At 61.1% G+C, this 15062-nt stretch carries 13 protein-coding genes and 1 pseudogene; 5 read left to right on the top strand and 9 right to left on the bottom strand.

All coding sequences use genetic code 11. The features are described from left to right. The first annotated feature begins 33 nt into the window (after positions 1–33). A complete protein-coding gene (locus tag M2394_RS20795) occupies positions 34–1083 on the top strand; it encodes an acyltransferase family protein (RefSeq protein WP_405046580.1) in 1050 nt (349 codons plus the stop codon). 45 nt (positions 1084–1128) lie between these two features. Here M2394_RS20795 and M2394_RS20790 read toward each other — a convergent pair whose 3' ends face one another. The 4 genes from M2394_RS20790 to M2394_RS20775 all read right to left on the bottom strand — a co-directional run bounded on the left by M2394_RS20790 (position 1129) and on the right by M2394_RS20775 (position 5538). Then, positions 1129–1722: a DUF4174 domain-containing protein gene (locus M2394_RS20790; RefSeq protein ID WP_259174374.1), complete on the bottom strand. Its 594-nt coding sequence runs from the start codon at positions 1720–1722 to the stop codon at positions 1129–1131. 165 nt (positions 1723–1887) lie between these two features. After that, a complete protein-coding gene (locus M2394_RS20785) occupies positions 1888–2520 on the bottom strand; it encodes a glutathione S-transferase N-terminal domain-containing protein (RefSeq protein WP_178925957.1) in 633 nt (210 codons plus the stop codon). A gap of 12 nt (positions 2521–2532) precedes the next feature. Beyond that, positions 2533–3111 (bottom strand): GNAT family N-acetyltransferase, encoded by a 579-nt coding sequence (locus tag M2394_RS20780; protein ID WP_178925956.1) that lies wholly within the window; start codon positions 3109–3111, stop codon positions 2533–2535. 69 nt (positions 3112–3180) lie between these two features. Continuing rightward, positions 3181–5538 (bottom strand): DNA polymerase II, encoded by a 2358-nt coding sequence (locus M2394_RS20775; protein ID WP_259174373.1) that lies wholly within the window; start codon positions 5536–5538, stop codon positions 3181–3183. 217 nt (positions 5539–5755) lie between these two features. Here M2394_RS20775 and M2394_RS20770 point away from each other — a divergent pair, with 217 nt between their 5' ends. Next, positions 5756–7987 (top strand): TonB-dependent siderophore receptor, encoded by a 2232-nt coding sequence (locus tag M2394_RS20770; protein ID WP_259174372.1) that lies wholly within the window; start codon positions 5756–5758, stop codon positions 7985–7987. An 87-nt stretch (positions 7988–8074) separates the two neighbouring features. Next, a complete protein-coding gene (locus M2394_RS20765; protein ID WP_259174371.1) occupies positions 8075–8659 on the top strand; it encodes a hypothetical protein in 585 nt (194 codons plus the stop codon). A gap of 101 nt (positions 8660–8760) precedes the next feature. Here M2394_RS20765 and M2394_RS20760 read toward each other — a convergent pair whose 3' ends face one another. The 3 genes and pseudogenes from M2394_RS20760 to M2394_RS20750 all read right to left on the bottom strand — a co-directional run bounded on the left by M2394_RS20760 (position 8761) and on the right by M2394_RS20750 (position 9903). Then, positions 8761–9219 (bottom strand): SRPBCC family protein, encoded by a 459-nt coding sequence (locus tag M2394_RS20760; RefSeq protein WP_178925824.1) that lies wholly within the window; start codon positions 9217–9219, stop codon positions 8761–8763. A gap of 79 nt (positions 9220–9298) precedes the next feature. Next, positions 9299–9583 (bottom strand): annotated as a pseudogene (locus M2394_RS30395) (hypothetical protein); the annotation flags it as partial. Continuing rightward, on the bottom strand, positions 9502–9903 hold the full coding sequence (locus M2394_RS20750; RefSeq protein WP_310522025.1) for a sigma factor: 402 nt from the start codon (positions 9901–9903) through the stop codon (positions 9502–9504). The gene M2394_RS20750 and the pseudogene M2394_RS30395, both read right to left, overlap by 82 nt. 135 nt (positions 9904–10038) lie before the next feature. Here M2394_RS20750 and M2394_RS20745 point away from each other — a divergent pair, with 135 nt between their 5' ends. Continuing rightward, positions 10039–10440, top strand: coding sequence for a GFA family protein (locus M2394_RS20745; RefSeq protein ID WP_178925823.1), 402 nt, complete (start codon positions 10039–10041; stop codon positions 10438–10440). 1 nt (position 10441) lies between these two features. On the opposite strand, the gene mrdA is transcribed toward M2394_RS20745, so the two are convergent. Continuing rightward, complete coding sequence (mrdA, locus tag M2394_RS20740) at positions 10442–12334, bottom strand: penicillin-binding protein 2 (RefSeq protein WP_259174370.1); 1893 nt, start codon at positions 12332–12334, stop codon at positions 10442–10444. A 134-nt stretch (positions 12335–12468) separates the two neighbouring features. Continuing rightward, entirely contained in the window at positions 12469–13884 is a 1416-nt protein-coding gene (locus M2394_RS20735; RefSeq protein ID WP_259174369.1) for an aldehyde dehydrogenase family protein, read from the bottom strand. A 102-nt stretch (positions 13885–13986) separates the two neighbouring features. Here M2394_RS20735 and M2394_RS20730 point away from each other — a divergent pair, with 102 nt between their 5' ends. Further along, the gene (locus M2394_RS20730) at positions 13987–14877 is read left to right on the top strand and encodes a LysR family transcriptional regulator (protein WP_259174368.1); all 891 of its coding nucleotides are present in this window, start codon (positions 13987–13989) and stop codon (positions 14875–14877) included. Positions 14878–15062 lie beyond the last annotated feature (185 nt).

Below are 15062 nucleotides of genomic sequence, written 5' to 3'. Positions count from 1 at the left end.
CGCTGTAGGGGTTTATAGAGAGGGAGAGGTCACGTGAAGCATCGTTGGATTCAAATGGACATTGCCAAGGGCATCGGCATCTTGATGATCGTGTACGGTCACAGTTGGTTCGTGGCGAACTCGCTGGAGCTGCAGTACCCGATCATCGCCTCGTTCATATTGCCGCTGTTTTTTTTCCTGTCCGGTGTGTTCTTCAAACCCGAGCAGCCGTTTGTGGAGATGGCGGTGCGCAAGGCCGACGGCCTGCTCAAGCCGTTTTTCTTCACGATGCTGGTGTATGTGATCGTACGCGACGTACTGCGCGGCCAACCCCTGCTACCGGACATCGGCGGCGTTCTGTATGCCTCGGTGGACACCATTCCCTGGCAGGCGCTTTGGTTTCTGCCGCACTTCTGGGTAGCGATCCTGTTCAGTTGGGTGATGCTGCGCCTGATCCAGCGCCTGAAGCTGTCACTGCCGGTGAGCTGCCTGCTGATGGTGCTGCAACTGTTGATCGGCATCTGGATACTGCCGTGGTTCTGGCAGGTACCGGTGAGCATCGGTGGCCAGACCTGGGTGGTGCCCGGCCTGCCCTTCGGCCTCGAAATCACGCTGATCAGCAGCACCTACTTCATCTGCGGCTACCTGCTGCGCGACTGGCTGCGTCGGCACGAAGGATCGTGGCTGGCGCTGGTGATTTCGGTGGCGTTGTTCGCCGCCGTGTTCCTTGGCAGCCACGCCACCATGGACCTGGCGCAACGGCGCTATGACCACTGGCTGTGGACCAGCCTGCTGGCGGTGCTCGGCGTGTACGCGTGCTGGTCACTGGCGCGGGTGCTGATGGTGTCGACCCTCATCACACGGGCGATGACCTACATTGGCCAGAACACCCTGATCCTGCTGATCTTCCACGGTGAGATCCAGCACAAGACGGTTGACCTGCTGGAGCGGCTGGGGCTGCACGCGTTTGTCGCGGCGTGCGTGGGTTTTGTGGTGGCGGTGGTGGTGCCGTTGTTGATCGGGGAAGTGATCAAGCGGGTGGCGTTCTTGCGGTTCTTCTACTTCCCGTTTCCGGTGCGTAAGTCATCTCAAGAACAACGCTGAACAAATGTGGGAGCGGGCTTGCTCGCTCCCACAGGGGTTATGTGTTTAGTCGTCGAGTTGTTGGGGGGCTGGCTTGCTGCCGGCTTTTTCCGGCTTGGCCGGTTTGGCGGGCTTGGCCCCTTTGGCGGGAGGCGCCGCAGCAGGCTCGGGTTCGGCCGGTGCGGCCAGGTCTTTTTCAGCCTGGGGCATCTGGTCGATGGCGCTGAAGAATTCCTTCAGGTCGAGGGTGTCCGGTGGCACAGTCTTCTCGACTTTCTTCTCGCCGTCCTTGCCCACCAGAATCACCTTGGTACCGCTGCCGGCACCCAGCTTGAGGGCGCGGATCAGGGCGTTGGTTTCCGGTGGCGTGAGCTTTTTGCTGTCTTTGGGGTCCTTGGCGAACTTCTCGCCTTCGGCACCGATGCTGCCGAATGACACGGTGTAGAACACCATGTTGCGTTCTTCGAAGGACTGCTTGGTGGCGGGCTCGTTCAATTGCTTCTTGAGGGTGGCCAGGGTCGGGTTGCCGGAGTCCAGCTCCACCACCACCAGCGGGCGTGATTTGCCCAAATCCTGCTTGAGCGGGTTGATATCATCAGCGGCCAACAGCGGCCCCGTAAAAGCCATCAAGGTAGCCAGGGTCAGCGACCGGATGAGCATGCGCACCTCCTTTCAATTCCATGCAGGGTTCTTGAGTTTCATGTCTGCGACAGTCAAATTCAAGGATGATTCCTACACCACTTTAAGAAAGCGTAGGTCAGGACGCCCGCTACGCAAGGGGTTGGACCGGGTCTGCGGTGATTGTTTCCACTGATTACGGAAACATCATGAGACCTTCCACTGCGGCCAATGCCGTGCAAACACGGGGGCCACGATGGGGTCGGCGTCCACTTGGGCCAGGGTTTGTGCAAAGCCCGGGGCGAGGCCGTTCAACGCCTCCCGTGATTCGTCCCAACGCGACACTGCCGCCGCCATCAGGCCCAGTGCATTCGGCTCGCCGCTTGGAGCAAACAACTGCTCGGCAAACTGGTCGGCGAACACCACCCAGGCCTGGTGCAGGTAGCGCCGGGTGCCGGTGACCAGCTGTGTCTGCACCGTTTCATTGACGTTGCCCAGCCAGCGTTGCGGGTAGTCGATGATGCCGATGGCCGAGTAGCAATTGGCGGCGATGTACACCAGGCCGCGGATGACCTGTGCACGGTTGCCGCCCAGCAGGTCGGCGCCCGGAAATTCCAGGCCCAGGTGGATCAGGATCGCGGCGCTCTCCGTCAGCACCTGGCCATCCGGCGTCACCAAAGTGGGCACCTGCTTGAGCGGGTTGATGCGCGCCAGTTCATCACTGCCCTCGCCCTCGGCCCATGAGGCCGCGTCGACCCGTCGCCACGGCACCGCGCAGCGCTGCAGGGCGATTTCGATCATGCAGGAGCCGGATTCGTCGATGCCATAAAGCGTGTACATGGGCCTTTCCTCCTAGCGTTGCAGTTTGGCCTGCAAACCGGCCTTCACCTGCGGCCATTCCGAATCGATGATGCTGAAGCGCACCGAGTTGCGCTTGCGCCCGTCGGGCATGATGCGTTCGTGGCGCACGATGCCTTCCTGCACGGCGCCCAGGCGCAGGATCGCGGCGCGAGATTTCTCGTTGAGTTCGTCGGTGGTGAATTGTACGCGCACGCAGTCGAGTACTTCGAAGGCGTAGGTCAGCAACAGCAGTTTGGCTTCGGTGTTGACCGCGCTTTTTTGCGTGGATTGCGCCAGCCAGGTGTGGCCGATTTCCAGCTTGCGATTGACCCGGTCGACCTTCCAGAACCGCGTACTGCCCACCACCTGGCCGCTGTCACGGCGCACGATGGTGAACGGAATGACGGTGCCCGCATCACGCCCGGCCAGGGCGGTGTCGATGTACTTATCAACCGTGTCCGGCCCCGGGACATTGGTGACCTTGAGGTTCCACAGTTCGCCATCGGCGGCGGCTTCAAGCAAGGCGGCCTTGTGGTCGCGGAGCAGGGGTTGGAGTTCGACCGTGGTGCCGGTCAGGGTGATCTGGGTCATGGAGGTGCTGCCGTCTGAGGGTCGTCAGAGACAGAGAGTGCAGGCTTGCGCCCGCACGAATCAAGCGTTTTAAAACAGGCCCATTTGCCCACCCACCAGGGTGCTGAAATCGTCGTCCACGAACGGCAGGATCGCGTCGGCCACCGGCTGCAATTGCCGGGTGACGTAGTGGTCGTAGTCGATGGGCGCTTGGCGCACTTCCAGCGGTTCGGGGCCATTGACGCTGATCACGTAGCTGATCCAGCCACCGCGCTGGTACTGGCGCGGACGCCCCAGGCGATCGTTGTAGTCATCCGCCAGGCGCGCGGCACGCACATGGGGCGGCACGTTGCGCTCGTAGTCGTCCAGTTGACGGCGCAGGCGCTTGCGGTAGATCAGCAGGTCGTCCAGTTCGCCGCTCAGGGTGCGCCGCACGTAGTCACGCACGTAGTCCTGATGGGGCTGGCGATGGAAGATGCGTTGATAAAGCTCCTGCTGGAACTGCCGCGCCAGGGGCGACCAGTCGCTGCGCACGGTTTCCAGGCCTTTGTAGACCATTTCTTCGCTGCCATCGCCACGCACCACCAAGCCGGCGTAGCGCTTTTTGCTGCCCTCCTCCGCGCCACGGATGGTGGGCATGAGGAAGCGGCTGAAGTGGGTTTCGTACTGCAATTCCAAGGCGCTTTGCAGGCCGAACTCGCTGCGCAAGTGCTCGCGCCACCAGTCGTTGACGTGCTGCACCAGCGCCAGGCCGATGCGGCTGGCGTCGTCCTGGGAATGGGCACTGCCGAGCCAGACGAAGGTGGAGTCGGTGTCGCCGTAGATCACCTCATACCCCTGGGCCTCTACCAGCGCGCGGGTCTGGCGCATGATCTGGTGGCCGCGCATCGTGATCGAGGACGCCAGGCGCGTATCGAAGAAGCGACAGCCGCTGGAGCCCAGCACGCCGTAGAAGGCGTTCATGATGATTTTGAGTGCCTGGGACAGCGGCGCGTTGTGTTCGCGCTTGGCCACTTCGCGGCCTTCGGAAACCCGCGCGACGATGGACGGCAGGCAGTGTCGGGTGCGGGAGAAACGCGCACCGCGAAAGCCCTCTACCGACTCGCTGTCATCGGGGTGCTTGAGGCCTTCGACCAGGCCCACCGGGTCGATGAGAAAGCTGCGGATGATCGACGGGTAGAGGCTTTTGTAGTCGAGCACCAGCACTGATTCGTAGAGGCCGGGGCGCGAGTCCATGACAAATCCACCGGGGCTGGCCTGGGGTGGTTTGTCGCCCAGGTTCGGCGCGACGAAACCCTGGCGGTGCATCAGCGGCATGTACAGGTGCGTGAAGGCGGCGACGGAACCGCCGCTGCGGTCGGCGGGCAGGCCGGTGACGCTGGCCCGTTCCAGCAGGAACTTGAGCAGCTCGGTCTTCTCGAAAATCCGCGTGACCAGCTCGCAGTCCTTGAGGTTGTAGCGCGCCAAGGCGGGCTTGTCCTCGGCGAACATGCGGTTGATTTCATCCATGCGCTGGTACGGCGTGGAGATGTCCTTGCCTTCGCCGAGCAGGGTTTGCGCGACGTTCTCCAGGCTGAAGGATTCAAAACTCCAGGTGGCCGAACGCAGGGCTTCGATGCCGTCGATGATCAGCCGTCCCGCCGCCGCCGCGAAATAATGGGTGCGGCTGCCGTGCTCGCGCCAGGCCATGGGCTCGTCGCCCCGGCCTAGCATCAACGGCACCTTGAGGCGCTGGGCATGTTCGTGGAGCACGCGAAGGTCGAACTGCACGAGGTTCCAGCCGATGATTGCATCGGGGTCGTGCTGGGCCAGCCATTGGTTGAGGCGTTCGAGCAACTGGGCGCGGGTGTCGCAGTAATCGAGTTTGAAGTCGACCGCGTCGGCCTTGTTGGGCGGGCCGAGCATGTACACCTGGCGCTCGCCGCAGCCTTCGAGGGCGATGGAATAGAGGTCGCCCTGGGCGGTGGTCTCGATGTCGAGGGACACCAGCTTGAGCGGCGGACGGTAGTCGGGGGCCGGTTTCATCTGCGCCTCGGACAGCGCACCGTTGGCGTCGGGGGTGCCGCCGAACCACACGGGGGCGGTGATGAAACGCTCCATCATGTAGCGCTCGGGCGGGCGCACGTCGCCTTCATAGACATCGACACCGGCTGCGCGCAGGCGCTTTTCCACGTCCATCGCCTGGCGGTGCTGGCGGGTGTAGAGGCCCAACACCGGGCGATGATGAAAGTCCTGCAACTGCAGCGGGCGCAGCTCGATGTCGCGCTCGCCCTTGAGCAACCCGTCCAGCGGCTTGCGGTGGGCCTCGGGGATAAACATCACCGACGTCTGCATGGGGAGTCGGATAAACCGCGGGCCGGCGTCGGTGGCCAGCCAGAAGCTGACCTCCGTGCCCGTCGGGGTATCGCGCCAATGCCGGGTCAGGACAAAACCCTGCTGTAAATCCACCGTACCGCACCTCTGGAATCGCTTTCAGGGCGTGATTCTACTCGGCATCTGCACAAACGCGGCACGTTAACGCGCACGCAGACCGCAATCCGACAAATTTGTTGCAAAACATTAATAACAATCACTATCATTTGCATCGGAGTCGTATCCGCGCAGCGAGGACGCGCAACGTTGTTGCCCCATTCCTCACAGTGACGGTTCGCCGTCAGGATCGACCATGCCCACCCGTACCCGACTTTCCGTGCCGTTTCGCCCCACCCTGCTCGCCCTTTGCTGCTCCTTGAGCCTTGGCGCTCACGCTGCCGCCCCCGTCACCCCGCAGGATGCGAATAACCGTCAGGACGGCAACACACTGGAGTTGGGCGCCACCAACATCAACGCCGATGCGCCAGCGCCAAGTGCCCTGCCCCCAGTCTATGCCGGTGGCCAAGTGGCAAGAGGTGGCCAGTTGGGTGTGCTGGGCAACCAGGACATCATGGACGCGCCGTTCAGCATGTCTTCCTACACCGAAAAACTGATCCGCGACCAACAGGCGCAAACCGTTGGCGATGTGTTGCTCAACGACTCCTCGGTGCGCCAGGCGTCAGGGTATGCCAACCAATCGCAGGCCTTTGTGATTCGTGGCCTGCCGCTCAATGGCGACGATATCTCGTTCAACGGCCTGTACGGCATCGTGCCGCGGCAGCTCATGTCCACCGATGCCTTGGAGCGGGTTGAAGTGTTCAAGGGCCCCAACGCCTTCATCAATGGCGTGACTCCAGGGGGTTCAGGCATTGGGGGCGGTGTGAACCTGCAACCCAAGCGCGCCGACGACGTGCCGCTGCGCCGCTTCAGCACCGACATCAGCAACGACGGCCGGGTGGGCGAACACCTGGACATCGGCCAGCGCTTCGGCGAAGACAACCGCTTTGGCGCGCGGGTGAACCTCTCCCAGCGCGAAGGCGATACCGGTGTGGACGATGAGAGCCAGCGCTCGAAGCTGTTCTCGGTCGGCCTGGACTACCGTGGTGATGCCCTGCGCTTGTCGGGAGACTTCGTGTACCAGAAGCAGCAGGTCAACGGCGGGCGCAACTCGGTGTTCCTCGGGCAAACACTGACCCACATTCCCGACGCCCCTTCGGCCGACACCAACTACGCGCCTAGCTGGGCGACCACCAGCCTGGAAGATACCTTCGGCATGCTGCGTGGCGAGTACGACCTCAACGACAACTGGACGGCCTACCTTGCAGCCGGTGCCAAGCACACCAACGAGATCGGGCGTTACTCTTCGACCACCGTGAACGACACCCTGGGCAACGCCACCGTGACCGGCTCGCGCATCGCCCACCAGGAAGACAACACCAGCCTGATGGCCGGCCTCAACGGCAAGTTCCAGACCGGCGCCGTCAGCCATAAACTGAACGTCGGTTTGACCGGGATCTGGACCCAGTCTCGCAATGCCTACGACTTTGACTTCACCGGGCACGCCAGCAATATCTACAACCCGGTCGACGTGGCGCAGCCGGTCAAGGGCAGCTTCACGGGTGGCGACATGAACGACCCGGGCATCACCGCCAAGACCTTCGCCCGCAGTGCAGCGGTGTCGGACACCTTTGGTTTCCTGGATGACCGCGTGCTGTTCACCGCCGGCCTGCGCCGTCAGGAACTGGTGGTACAAGGCTATGCCTACGGCACCGGCGAGCGCACGGCCAACTACGACAAGGGCATCACCACGCCGGTGTACGGCCTGGTGTTCAAACCGTGGGACCATGTGTCGTTCTACGCCAACCATATCGAAGGCCTGGCGTCCGGGCCGACCGCACCGACGACCTTTGCCGGCGCCAACGTGATCAACAAGAACCAGACCTTCGCACCCGCCCGCTCGAAGCAGACCGAGGCCGGGGTGAAAGTGGACATGGGCAGCTACGGCGCAACGCTGGGTGTGTACCGCATCGAACAACCGACCCAGGGTTACTCTGAGCTGAACGGGGACGGCACCGCGACGTTTGTGTTCCAGGGTGAGCAGGTCAACAAGGGCGTCGAGTTGAACGTCTTCGGCGAGCCTGTTGCCGGCCTGCGCCTGCTGGGCGGCGCGACGATCATCCACACCGAAGTCAGCGGTACCGCGGGCGGCGCCAATGACGGCAACCGTGCGGTCGGCGTGCCTTCGTTCCAGCTCAACGCCGGGGTAGATTGGGATGTGCCAGGCCTGCAAGGCGTGACGGTCAACGGCCGCATGCTGCGTACCGGTGGCCAGTACGCCGACGCCGCCAACAACTTGAGCCTGCCAACGTGGAACCGCTTCGATGTGGGTGCACGCTACAGCTTCAAGGTGCAACAGCGTGATGTGACGCTGGGCGCGACCGTGGAGAACGTCGCGAACACCAAGTACTGGGAGTCGGCACTCGGGGGTTACCTGACCCAGGGCGATCCGCGCGTGGCCAAGCTGTCGGCGACGGTGGATTTCTAAACGTTTGACTGGAGGGCGAGCCGGCGCAGTTGCGCATCGCCGGCTCGCCACTAGACTCAGGGCTTCACTCACAGGGAAGTCCACTCAATGAACACTGTTCGCACGCTTCGCCAGGCCATTACCCTGGCCACACTTTTGGCCGCCGGCAACCTCGCCTACGCCGCCGACATCCCGCTGTCCAAATCCCTTGAAGCCGATGAAGTGACCACCAAGGTGCTGTCGGTGGATGCTGCCAAGCATCAAGTGGTGCTGGCGGGCGCCCAAGGCAACCCGGTGCATGTGCAGCTCAGCGAGGATGCCAAGGACCTGGGCAATCTCAAGGTAGGTGATCAAGTCAAAGTGCTGACCACCCATTCGGTTGCGGCCGTGCTCGATACCGACGTCGACAAAAGTGCACCGGATGCCAGTGAAAAAACCGGCGTAATCCGTGCGACCGCCGACAACCCGAACCCCGGCGGCGCAGCGTTCCGCCAGGTGCAGGTGCAGTTGAAGATCACCCACATCGACCTGAAGAAAAACCAGGTCACCCTGGAAAACCCGACGGGGGCGACCAAGGTGCTGAATGTGGAAAAACCGGAGATTCGTGCGGGGCTTAAAGACCTCAAGGTGGGGCAGAGTGTGTTGGTGACCTTCACCGACACCCTGGAAATCACCACGGCCCACGAAGGCTGACAGCTTGTAGTGAGCGGGCTTGCCCCGCGCAGCGGTGTGTCAGGTTAGCTTCAGGTGGCTGGTACACCGCCGCGCGGGGCAAGCCCGCTCACTACAAGAGGTCAGGCTTGGTTGAGGTAGGTTTCGATGTTGCCCATTTGTTCGTCCCAGCCACGGGAATTCATCTTGAAAGCTTTTTGGCGACGGGCTTCGGGCACGGCATTAAAACCGGATTCCACCACCCGCAGCAGAATGCCAGGAGCCCGGTCTTCGATGGTGAATTCCACCAGGGTGGGCGTCTCCTTGTCGTAATCGACCCCTTTCTCGACCGCATAAGGGTGCCACCAGAAAGAAAACAGGGTTTGCGGCAGGATACGTTCGATCCTGGCCTTCCAGGTCACATGCTCGTAACCCGGGTAAGTGATCGGCGCTTCGAGGGTTTCCCCGGCAGCGAAGGCTTTGCCCTTGAGGGCGATACCGAACCAGCTGCCAAACTGTTCGGCATCGGTGAGTGCCTCCCACACCTGCTTACGTGAAGCATTGAGCAGGACTTTTCGTTCGATGCGATCTAGTACATGCATAAGTCACCTCCTCCATTGACAGTAGGCGACATCGACCAATGCGCAACCTTTTCGGCCACGCACTGGCAGTGCTAGACCCTCAGAATTTCCACTTGGCGTTGACCATCGCATTACGCGGCTCGCCGTAGGAGCCAGAGTTGAACGTGCCCATGCCGTCGTAGTATTTCTTGTCGAACAGGTTGTTGACGTTCAGCCCCACGGACAAGTGCTCGTCCACCTGGTAGTTGGCCAGCACTTCGTTGAGCGTGGACAGGTGCTGGTCATCCACCAGTTGGCGGGTGACTACGCTGACCGACTGCGGCGTTTCGCGCAGGGACAGCGGCAGCTTGGTCGCAGTGCTGGTGGCGCCGGTGGTGTAGGAACCTTCCGGCGAAATGGCAGAGCCCTGCGGTTGTTCGGCCAAGGCCTGGAGGTATGCTTGCTCAGGGGCTTTGTGGCGAAACTGTCGATCATCACACGCTTGGCAACCGTCACCAGAAAGTGCCGGGGCTCTTTCAATTCAGCGGCCACGGGCTGAGTGCGTTCGGCCAGCAACAAGCGGACAAAGGTGTCTTGAGCCAGTTCCGCCGCCTGCTGTGAGCAACCCAGGCGTGCGCGCAGCCAACTGACCAGCCAGCGGTGGTGATCGCCGTAGAGCTGCCCAACGGGTTCACGAGAAGTGTGAGGCACAGTAGACAGAGGCATAGTGATGTTGCGTACGAATGAGAACGCCTTGCAATTTAAAGCAATGTAGGAATAAGGGTAACGACTTGTATGACTCTAATGCGCAGCGTGCCCGCAAAAGGTAGATTGTGCCCTCCCCCTTTGAGATGGCACGCAATGAGTCAACAGCTCCACGGAAGTTGTTTTTGCAAGGCTGTGCAGTATCAACTCGACAGCCTGGATATGCCCATCAGCCACTGCCACTGCGAAAGCTGCCGCAAAGTGCATGCGGCGCCTTTTGTGGCAACCGCAGGGGTGATGCGCGAGCACTTTCGCTGGACACAAGGTGAGGCGCTTTTATCCTCGTATGAATCTTCGCCGGGCAAGCTCAGGCATTTCTGCTCTCGCTGCGGCTCACATCTGATGGCCGAGCGAGGGCATCAACCCCATGTGATTGTGCGAGTGGCGACGCTGGACGATGATCCTGGCGTACGGCCCACCTCGCACATCTGGACAGCCCACGATGTGCCATGGCTGGCACATGAAGGCGTGGAGCAGTGGGACGCGTGGAAGGTGTGACTCAGACGTGCGGGTCTCCGGGCGCCTTGGCGGGCGTCGCATATTGCGGCTTCAGGTGACCGTCCTGATCCAGTAGCCAGGCGTCCATGATCTGCCGCACCACCGGGCCCGCCACGCGGCCACCGGCCTCGCCGTTCTCGATCATCACCGAGATCACGATCTTCGGATGTTCCGCTGGCGCAAACCCCACGAACAAGGCGTTGTCACGGTGGCGCTCCAGCGTCTTGTTACGGTCGTAGCGTTCGCCCTGCTTGATCGCGACCACCTGCGCCGTACCACTCTTGCCGGCGATACGGTACTGCGCACCCTGTGCGGCCGCCCGCGCGATACCACGCGGATCATGCATAACCAGCTGCATGCCGTGGTTGACCTGCTCCCAGTCGCGCGGGTCCTTGAGGACCACGTTCGGCATCGGGTTATTATCCACCGGCGGCACGCCGTTGATCGTCTTGGCCAGGTGCGGACGGTTCCACACGCCTTTGTTGGCAATCAGCGCGGTGGCCTGGGCCAATTGCAGCGGCGTGACCTGCATGTAGCCCTGGCCGATGCCAAGGATCACGGTTTCACCCGGGAACCAGGGCTGGCGGCGGGTTGCGCGCTTCCAGGCTTGGGATGGCATCAGGCCTGCTGACTCTTCGAACATGTCCAGGGACACTTTCTGGCCAAGGCCGAATTCGGCCAGGTAATCGTGCAGACGATCAATGCCGAGCTTGTGGGCCAAGTCATAGAAGTAGGTGTCGTTGGACCGCATGATCGCGGCATCCATGTCCACCCAACCGTCGCCGCTGTGGTTCCAGTTGCGGTATTTGTGGTCAAAATCGGGCAACTGGTAGTAACCGGGATCGAACACGCGGGTTTGCGCTGTGACCACACCGCTGTCGAGGCCAGCGATGGCCACCTCGGGTTTGATGGTCGAACCCGGCGCGTACAGCCCGCGCAGTACGCGATTGAACAGCGGGCGGTCGATGGAATCGTGCAGGGCGGCGTATTCCTTGAAGCTGATCCCGGTCACAAAACTGTTGGGGTCGAAGCTCGGCTTGCTGACCATGGCCAGTACTTCGCCGGTCTGCGGGTCGAGGGCAACCACCGAACCGCGACGATCTCCCAGCGCTTCTTCAGCGGCTTCCTGGAGGTGGACGTCGAGGCTCAATACGATGTTTTTGCCGGGAATCGGGTCGGTGTGCTTGAGCACGCGCAACACACGGCCCTGGGCGTTGGTCTCGACCTCTTCGTAGCCGACGTGGCCGTGCAGTTCGGACTCGTAGAAGCGTTCTATACCGGTTTTGCCGATGGACTGGGTACCGCGGTACTCCACCGAATCGAGGGCCTTGGATTCTTTCTCGTTGATGCGGCCGACGTAGCCAATGGAATGGGCGAAATGCGCGCCCAATGGATAGTGGCGGACAAATTGCGGCTCGACGTCTACGCCAGGCAAACGGAATTCGTTCACGGCCAATACGGCGATTTGTTCTTCGGTCAGTTCATAGAACAGCGTGACGGGCACAAAAGGATGGCGGGCTTGCTTGAGCGCCTTGTCAAACACAGCACGGTCTTCGGCTGGCAGATGCAACAGGCTGACGATAGCGTCCAATTCGCCCTTGAGGTCGGTGGTGCGCTCGCGGGTGATGGTCAAGTTGTAGCTGGGGCGGTTGTCAGCGAGGACGACGCCGTTGCGGTCATAAATCAGTCCGCGGGTCGGCGTGATCGGCAATACATGGACGCGGTTGTTTTCAGAAATCGTGGAGTGGTAGTCGTACTGCACCACCTGCAGAAAATACATGCGCCCAACCAGGGCACAGGTGATGCCGATCACCAGCAGTGCGCAGGCAAGCAGGCGCTTGTTGACCAGGCGGTTTTCTTTTTCGTGATCCTTGATCGGTATCGGTTCAGGCATTTCTACAGCATCTCGTTGAAGAAGGTCGACGCCGCATCCTGCGGATAAAAGATCAATCCTTGTGAAAATGTGCTGCACCATACCAAAAATGCAGAAACACTTTGCATCGATTTCCCCAACGGCATGCCGTTTTGTCAGGACAGGACGGATTTTGGCTCCAGAAATGCCTCCAAACCGAACGTCCCGCACTCGCGGCCGATACCTGACTGTTTGAACCCACCAAAGGGGGCGCGAGGTTCGTGGGCCAACGTATTGATAAGCACGCGGCCCGCCTCGATGCGCGTGGCCAGTGCGTGGGCCTTTGGCAGATCCGAAGACAGGATGTACGCCTGGAGGCCGTAGGCCGTGTCATTGGCTATCGCCAGGGCTTCTTCCTCGTCGCTGTAGGTGATGATCGACAGGACGGGGCCGAAAATCTCTTCACGAGCGATGGTCATCTGGTTCGACACACGGCTGAAGACCGTAGGTTTCACAAACCAACCCGTGGTGACGCCCTCTGGCAATCCTGGACCACCGACCAATAAGCGGGCGCCCTCTTCCATGCCGATGTGTATGTATCGCTGGACGCGCTGCCATTGCTTGAGGCTCACCATGGGGCCAACGCTGGTGGCAGGGTCATTGGGGTCACCCGCCTGGACCTTCGCCACTGCCTCGACCATCAATGCTTCGACTTCTGCCAGGCGGTGGGCGGGTACAAGAATGCGGGTGCCGGCGATACAGGCTTGGCCGCTGTTCATGAAACCGGCTTGAATGGCCATGGGTACAGCGCTAGCGAGATCGGCATCCTCGAGAATCAGTACCGGAGATTTCCCACCCAATTCGAGCGTGATTCGTTTCAAGGTTTCAGCGCCGGCACGCAGGATTTGTTTGCCGACGGCGGTAGACCCGGTAAACGAGACTTTCGCAATATCCGGGTGCGTGCTCAGCACGGCACCGACGGTTTCACCTCGGCCCGTGACGATGTTGAACACTCCTGGCGGCAAACCCGCTTCGTGCAACGCGCGCGTGACGATGGAGGTCTGCAGGGCGCTCATTTCGCTGGGTTTTATCACCGCCGTACACCCGGCGGCTAACGCCGCAGCCAGCTTGCCGCAGATGAAACCGGCATTGCTGTTCCAAGGTGTGATGAGCCCGGCAACGCCGAGGGGTTGCAGGGTCACTTCGGCGATACCGATGCGCCGTGTAAAGGCGTAATCATCCAATACGTTTGCGGCGTCCAGCAGCACGCTCGCGGCATGCTTGGCCATCCATTGCGCACGCGATAACGGCGCTCCGTACTCAAGAATAATGGCGGCAGTGAGCTCCGCTTCTACAGAGGCTACGGCTGCGTGCATGCGCTTGAGGTAAATAACGCGCGTCGCTTTGGGTGTACGGGAAAACTCGGGAAATGCCTGCTTGGCGGCGCTGATCGCGCTGATTGCGTCGTGCTCGTCAGCCAGGCGGACCTGAGCAATGGGCTCGGCGGTCGCGGGGTTGAACAGGTCGAATCGTTCTTCACCGTGGGGCGTCACGAACTGACCATTTATGTAGATCTGGTTGATCTGAAGCATGGAGCCTCCGAAGGCACTCAATTGGTATGCCCTACGGTAAGCCACTATGATTGATCTGATAATCCGCACAAATCGGAACGACTTGATGAGAAATTCAGGACAATGAACACATCGGGATTGAACGAGCTGGAAGCAATCTTGGCAGTCGCCCGGCATCGCAGCTTTCGGGCGGCGGCGACAGAGTTGAATGTGTCTACGTCGGCGCTGAGTCACTCGGTCGCCGCGCTTGAGGCACGAATGGGTGTGCGATTGTTCAATCGCACGACGCGCAGCGTGTCCCTTTCGGAGATTGGCGCGGAGTTTGTGCGCACGGTGACGCCCGCCCTGTCGACCATCCGTATGGCGCTTGAACAAGCGGGGAATAGTCAGGCCGCACCGAGCGGTACTCTGCGCCTTAATACTTCAGCAGGCGCCGCCAAGCAGGTGATGCCACTGCTGCTGGAGTACATGCAGCGCTATCCGCAAATGAAGGTGGATATCGTCACTGAAGGGCGCCTTGTCGATATCGTGGCGCAAGGATTTGATGCCGGGATCCGCCTGGGCGATAGCGTTGCGCAAGATATGATCGCTGTCGATATCAGTCCGCCTCAGCGGTTCGCGGTATTGGGCAGCCCTGCCTACTTTGCCAGGCGCCCTGCCCCTTTAAGCCCCCTGGATCTGGGCGCCCATGAGTGCATACGCAGTCGAATGCCGAGCGGTGCGATCTATCGTTGGGAGTTTGCACGTCACGGTGAAGCGATTGCGGTGGATGTACAAGGTGCGCTGACGCTTGATAACCCCACTTTGATGCTTCAAGCCGCCAGAGCGGGAATGGGGCTGACTTACCTGACGGAATGGAACGCCGCCACGGACCTCGCGCAAGGAACACTGGTACGCGTGCTGGAAGACTGGACGCCCGCCTATGACAAGCTGCGCCTCTATTACCCGGGTCGACGCCATGTGCCTGCCGGGTTGAGGGCGCTTATTGAGTTGATCAGGGAGAAGGGGTTTTGATGTGAAGGGGCTTGGGCTTAGGCTCATGGGTGAGCGTCGCTGATAGTAAGGTCTGCTTTTCGACCGCCCAAAACAAAACCCCATCTGCTCTCGCAAATGGGGTTTCGGAATTTAATCTTGACGATGACCTACTCTCACATGGGGAAACCCCACACTACCATCGGCGATGCATCGTTTCACTACTG

It is taken from the genome of Pseudomonas sp. BIGb0164 (assembly GCF_024810135.1).
Classification (GTDB): domain Bacteria; phylum Pseudomonadota; class Gammaproteobacteria; order Pseudomonadales; family Pseudomonadaceae; genus Aquipseudomonas.
This window is presented reverse-complemented; position numbering and strand designations above follow the sequence as displayed.

Bases quoted from the DNA above. Each gene is read 5' to 3' on its own strand.
- M2394_RS20770 (WP_259174372.1), top strand. From the start codon at position 5,756: ATGCCCACCCGTACCCGACTTTCCGTGCCGTTTCGCCCCACCCTGCTC.
- M2394_RS20780 (WP_178925956.1), bottom strand. From the start codon at position 3,111: ATGACCCAGATCACCCTGACCGGCACCACGGTCGAACTCCAACCCCTG.
- mrdA (WP_259174370.1), bottom strand. From the start codon at position 12,334: ATGCCTGAACCGATACCGATCAAGGATCACGAAAAAGAAAACCGCCTG.
- M2394_RS20735 (WP_259174369.1), bottom strand. From the start codon at position 13,884: ATGCTTCAGATCAACCAGATCTACATAAATGGTCAGTTCGTGACGCCC.
- M2394_RS20750 (WP_310522025.1), bottom strand. From the start codon at position 9,903: ATGCCTCTGTCTACTGTGCCTCACACTTCTCGTGAACCCGTTGGGCAG.
- M2394_RS20790 (WP_259174374.1), bottom strand. From the start codon at position 1,722: ATGCTCATCCGGTCGCTGACCCTGGCTACCTTGATGGCTTTTACGGGG.
- M2394_RS20760 (WP_178925824.1), bottom strand. From the start codon at position 9,219: ATGCATGTACTAGATCGCATCGAACGAAAAGTCCTGCTCAATGCTTCA.
- M2394_RS20765 (WP_259174371.1), top strand. From the start codon at position 8,075: ATGAACACTGTTCGCACGCTTCGCCAGGCCATTACCCTGGCCACACTT.
- M2394_RS20785 (WP_178925957.1), bottom strand. From the start codon at position 2,520: ATGTACACGCTTTATGGCATCGACGAATCCGGCTCCTGCATGATCGAA.
- M2394_RS20745 (WP_178925823.1), top strand. From the start codon at position 10,039: ATGAGTCAACAGCTCCACGGAAGTTGTTTTTGCAAGGCTGTGCAGTAT.
- M2394_RS20730 (WP_259174368.1), top strand. From the start codon at position 13,987: ATGAACACATCGGGATTGAACGAGCTGGAAGCAATCTTGGCAGTCGCC.